Annotated in this window: 2 tRNA genes and 3 rRNA genes; all 5 read left to right on the top strand. The window is 49.6% G+C overall.

Annotated elements, in window-relative coordinates:
• Window position 1 precedes the first annotated feature (1 nt).
• Window positions 2-73: transfer RNA gene (locus ACLNCS_RS08505), tRNA-Glu, on the top strand.
• A 228-nt stretch (window positions 74-301) separates the two neighbouring features.
• A 16S ribosomal RNA gene (locus tag ACLNCS_RS08500) occupies window positions 302-1849 on the top strand.
• Between the two features lie 50 nt (window positions 1850-1899).
• Window positions 1900-1972: transfer RNA gene (locus tag ACLNCS_RS08495), tRNA-Ala, on the top strand.
• A 125-nt stretch (window positions 1973-2097) separates the two neighbouring features.
• Window positions 2098-5001: ribosomal RNA gene (locus ACLNCS_RS08490) — 23S ribosomal RNA — on the top strand.
• 77 nt (window positions 5002-5078) lie between these two features.
• Window positions 5079-5194: ribosomal RNA gene (rrf, locus tag ACLNCS_RS08485) — 5S ribosomal RNA — on the top strand.
• Together the 16S, 23S and 5S rRNA genes with 2 tRNA genes alongside form the textbook arrangement of a ribosomal RNA operon.
• Window position 5195 lies beyond the last annotated feature (1 nt).

The following is a 5195-nucleotide window of genomic DNA, read 5'->3' as shown; positions in this document are numbered from 1 at the left end:
AGGTCCGTTGGTCAAGGGGTTAAGACACCGCCTTTTCACGGCGGTAACACGGGTTCGAATCCCGTACGGACTATGGGTGTATCGCGGTTGATGGAAATAGGATTTAAAAAAGTTAAAAAAACCTGTTGACAGAGAAAAGTGACTGTGATATACTAATATAGTTGTCGCAAGCGCGACAAAGACCTTTGAAAACTGAACAAGACGAACCAATGTGCAGGGCACTATAACTTAAGGTTATAGTACTGAACAATGAAAAAAACAATAAATCTGTCAGTGACAGAAATGAGTGAGAACTCAAACTTTTAATGAGAGTTTGATCCTGGCTCAGGACGAACGCTGGCGGCGTGCCTAATACATGCAAGTAGAACGCTGAAGGAGGAGCTTGCTCTTTCCGGATGAGTTGCGAACGGGTGAGTAACGCGTAGGTAACCTGCCTGGTAGCGGGGGATAACTATTGGAAACGATAGCTAATACCGCATAACAGTAGATATCGCATGATAGCTGCTTGAAAGGTGCAATTGCACCACTACCAGATGGACCTGCGTTGTATTAGCTAGTTGGTGAGGTAACGGCTCACCAAGGCAACGATACATAGCCGACCTGAGAGGGTGATCGGCCACACTGGGACTGAGACACGGCCCAGACTCCTACGGGAGGCAGCAGTAGGGAATCTTCGGCAATGGACGGAAGTCTGACCGAGCAACGCCGCGTGAGTGAAGAAGGTTTTCGGATCGTAAAGCTCTGTTGTAAGAGAAGAACGAGTGTGAGAGTGGAAAGTTCACACTGTGACGGTATCTTACCAGAAAGGGACGGCTAACTACGTGCCAGCAGCCGCGGTAATACGTAGGTCCCGAGCGTTGTCCGGATTTATTGGGCGTAAAGCGAGCGCAGGCGGTTAGATAAGTCTGAAGTTAAAGGCTGTGGCTTAACCATAGTACGCTTTGGAAACTGTTTAACTTGAGTGCAAGAGGGGAGAGTGGAATTCCATGTGTAGCGGTGAAATGCGTAGATATATGGAGGAACACCGGTGGCGAAAGCGGCTCTCTGGCTTGTAACTGACGCTGAGGCTCGAAAGCGTGGGGAGCAAACAGGATTAGATACCCTGGTAGTCCACGCCGTAAACGATGAGTGCTAGGTGTTAGACCCTTTCCGGGGTTTAGTGCCGTAGCTAACGCATTAAGCACTCCGCCTGGGGAGTACGACCGCAAGGTTGAAACTCAAAGGAATTGACGGGGGCCCGCACAAGCGGTGGAGCATGTGGTTTAATTCGAAGCAACGCGAAGAACCTTACCAGGTCTTGACATCCCTCTGACCGCTCTAGAGATAGAGTTTTCCTTCGGGACAGAGGTGACAGGTGGTGCATGGTTGTCGTCAGCTCGTGTCGTGAGATGTTGGGTTAAGTCCCGCAACGAGCGCAACCCCTATTGTTAGTTGCCATCATTCAGTTGGGCACTCTAGCGAGACTGCCGGTAATAAACCGGAGGAAGGTGGGGATGACGTCAAATCATCATGCCCCTTATGACCTGGGCTACACACGTGCTACAATGGTTGGTACAACGAGTCGCAAGCCGGTGACGGCAAGCTAATCTCTTAAAGCCAATCTCAGTTCGGATTGTAGGCTGCAACTCGCCTACATGAAGTCGGAATCGCTAGTAATCGCGGATCAGCACGCCGCGGTGAATACGTTCCCGGGCCTTGTACACACCGCCCGTCACACCACGAGAGTTTGTAACACCCGAAGTCGGTGAGGTAACCTTTTAGGAGCCAGCCGCCTAAGGTGGGATAGATGATTGGGGTGAAGTCGTAACAAGGTAGCCGTATCGGAAGGTGCGGCTGGATCACCTCCTTTCTAAGGATAAGGAATGCACATTGGTCTTGTTTAGTCTTGAGAGGTCTTGTGGGGCCTTAGCTCAGCTGGGAGAGCGCCTGCTTTGCACGCAGGAGGTCAGCGGTTCGATCCCGCTAGGCTCCATTGGTGAGAGATCACCAAGTAATGCACATTGAAAATTGAATATCTATATCAAATAGTAACAAGAAAATAAACCGAAAACGCTGTAGTATTAATAAGAGTTTATGACTGAAAGGTCAAAAAAGTAAGGTTAAGTTAATAAGGGCGCACGGTGGATGCCTTGGCACTAGGAGCCGAAGAAGGACGTGACAAACGACGATATGCCTTGGGTAGCTGTAAGTAAGCGATGATCCAGGGATTTCCGAATGGGGGAACCCAACAGGTACTACCTGTTACCCATATCTGTTAAGGATATGAGGAGGAAGACGCAGTGAACTGAAACATCTAAGTAGCTGCAGGAAGAGAAAGCAAAAGCGATTGCCTTAGTAGCGGCGAGCGAAACGGCAGGAGGGCAAACCGAAGAGTTTACTCTTCGGGGTTGTAGGACTGCAATGTGGACTCAAAGACTATAGAAGAATGACATGGGAAGGTCAGCCAAAGAGAGTGAGAGCCTCGTATTTAAAATAGTCTTTGTACCTAGCAGTATCCTGAGTACGGCGAGACACGTGAAATCTCGTCGGAATCTGGGAGGACCATCTCCCAACCCTAAATACTCCCTAGTGACCGATAGTGAACCAGTACCGTGAGGGAAAGGTGAAAAGCACCCCGGGAGGGGAGTGAAATAGAACCTGAAACCGTGTGCCTACAACAAGTTCGAGCCCGTTAATGGGTGAGAGCGTGCCTTTTGTAGAATGAACCGGCGAGTTACGATATGATGCGAGGTTAAGTTGAAGAGACGGAGCCGTAGGGAAACCGAGTCTGAATAGGGCGCTTTAGTATTATGTCGTAGACCCGAAACCATGTGACCTACCCATGAGCAGGTTGAAGGTGCGGTAAGACGCACTGGAGGACCGAACCAGGGCACGTTGAAAAGTGCTTGGATGACTTGTGGGTAGCGGAGAAATTCCAAACGAACTTGGAGATAGCTGGTTCTCTCCGAAATAGCTTTAGGGCTAGCGTCGACATTAGAGATTCTTGGAGGTAGAGCACTGTTTGGGTGAGGGGTCCATCCCGGATTACCAATCTCAGATAAACTCCGAATGCCAATGAATTATGGTCGGCAGTCAGACTGCGAGTGCTAAGATCCGTAGTCGAAAGGGAAACAGCCCAGACCACCAGCTAAGGTCCCAAAATAATTGTTAAGTGGAAAAGGATGTGGGGTTGCACAGACAACTAGGATGTTAGCTTAGAAGCAGCTATTCATTCAAAGAGTGCGTAATAGCTCACTAGTCGAGTGACCCTGCGCCGAAAATGTACCGGGGCTAAAACAATTTACCGAAGCTGTGGATACCTTTATAGGTATGGTAGGAGAGCGTTCTATGTGTGGAGAAGGTGTACCGTGAGGAGCGCTGGAACGCATAGAAGTGAGAATGCCGGTATGAGTAGCGAAAGACAGGTGAGAATCCTGTCCACCGTAAGACTAAGGTTTCCAGGGGAAGGCTCGTCCGCCCTGGGTTAGTCGGGACCTAAGGAGAGACCGAAAGGTGTATCCGATGGACAACAGGTTGATATTCCTGTACTAGAGTATGTAGTGATGGAGGGACGCAGTAGGCTAACTAAAGCAGACGATTGGAAGTGTCTGTCTAAGCAGTGAGGTGTGAATTGAGTTAAATGCTTAATTCTATAACATTGAGCTGTGATGGGGAGCGAAGTTTAGTAGCGAAGTTAGTGACGTCACACTGCCAAGAAAAGCTTCTAGCGTTTAAACATACTCTACCCGTACCGCAAACCGACACAGGTAGTCGAGGCGAGTAGCCTCAGGTGAGCGAGAGAACTCTCGTTAAGGAACTCGGCAAAATGACCCCGTAACTTCGGGAGAAGGGGTGCTGACTTTAAGTCAGCCGCAGTGAATAGGCCCAAGCAACTGTTTATCAAAAACACAGCTCTCTGCTAAATCGTAAGATGATGTATAGGGGGTGACGCCTGCCCGGTGCTGGAAGGTTAAGAGGAGTGCTTAGGAGTAATCCGAAGGTATGAATTGAAGCCCCAGTAAACGGCGGCCGTAACTATAACGGTCCTAAGGTAGCGAAATTCCTTGTCGGGTAAGTTCCGACCCGCACGAAAGGCGTAATGATTTGGGCACTGTCTCAACGAGAGACTCGGTGAAATTTTAGTACCTGTGAAGATGCAGGTTACCCGCGACAGGACGGAAAGACCCCATGGAGCTTTACTGCAGTTTGATATTGAGTGTCTGTACCACATGTACAGGATAGGTAGGAGTCTATGAGATCGGGACGCCAGTTTCGAAGGAGACGATGTTGGGATACTACCCTTGTGTTATGGCCACTCTAACCCGGATAGGTGATCCCTATCGGAGACAGTGTCTGACGGGCAGTTTGACTGGGGCGGTCGCCTCCTAAAAGGTAACGGAGGCGCCCAAAGGTTCCCTCAGAATGGTTGGAAATCATTCGCAGAGTGTAAAGGTATAAGGGAGCTTGACTGCGAGAGCTACAACTCGAGCAGGGACGAAAGTCGGGCTTAGTGATCCGGTGGTTCCGTATGGAAGGGCCATCGCTCAACGGATAAAAGCTACCCTGGGGATAACAGGCTTATCTCCCCCAAGAGTTCACATCGACGGGGAGGTTTGGCACCTCGATGTCGGCTCGTCGCATCCTGGGGCTGTAGTCGGTCCCAAGGGTTGGGCTGTTCGCCCATTAAAGCGGCACGCGAGCTGGGTTCAGAACGTCGTGAGACAGTTCGGTCCCTATCCGTCGCGGGCGTAGGAAATTTGAGAGGATCTGCTCCTAGTACGAGAGGACCAGAGTGGACTTACCGCTGGTGTACCAGTTGTCTTGCCAAAGGCATCGCTGGGTAGCTATGTAGGGAAGGGATAAACGCTGAAAGCATCTAAGTGTGAAACCCACCTCAAGATGAGATTTCCCATGATTTTATATCAGTAAGAGCCCTGAGAGATGATCAGGTAGATAGGTTAGAAGTGGAAGTGTGGCGACACATGTAGCGGACTAATACTAATAGCTCGAGGACTTATCCAAAGTAACTGAGAATACGAAAGCGTAAGGTTTTCTTGATATTTGATAGATATTCAATTTTGAGTAGGTATTACTCAGAGTTAAGTGACGATAGCCTAGGAGATACACCTGTACCCATGCCGAACACAGAAGTTAAGCCCTAGAACGCCGGAAGTAGTTGGGGGTTGCCCCCTGTGAGATATGGAAGTCGCTTAGCT

It is taken from the genome of Streptococcus sp. CL9.43 (genome assembly GCF_049737935.1).
Classification (GTDB): domain Bacteria; phylum Bacillota; class Bacilli; order Lactobacillales; family Streptococcaceae; genus Streptococcus; species Streptococcus infantis_I.
The sequence above is the reverse complement of the archived record's forward strand: the minus strand, read 5'-3'. Positions and strand labels throughout refer to the sequence as shown.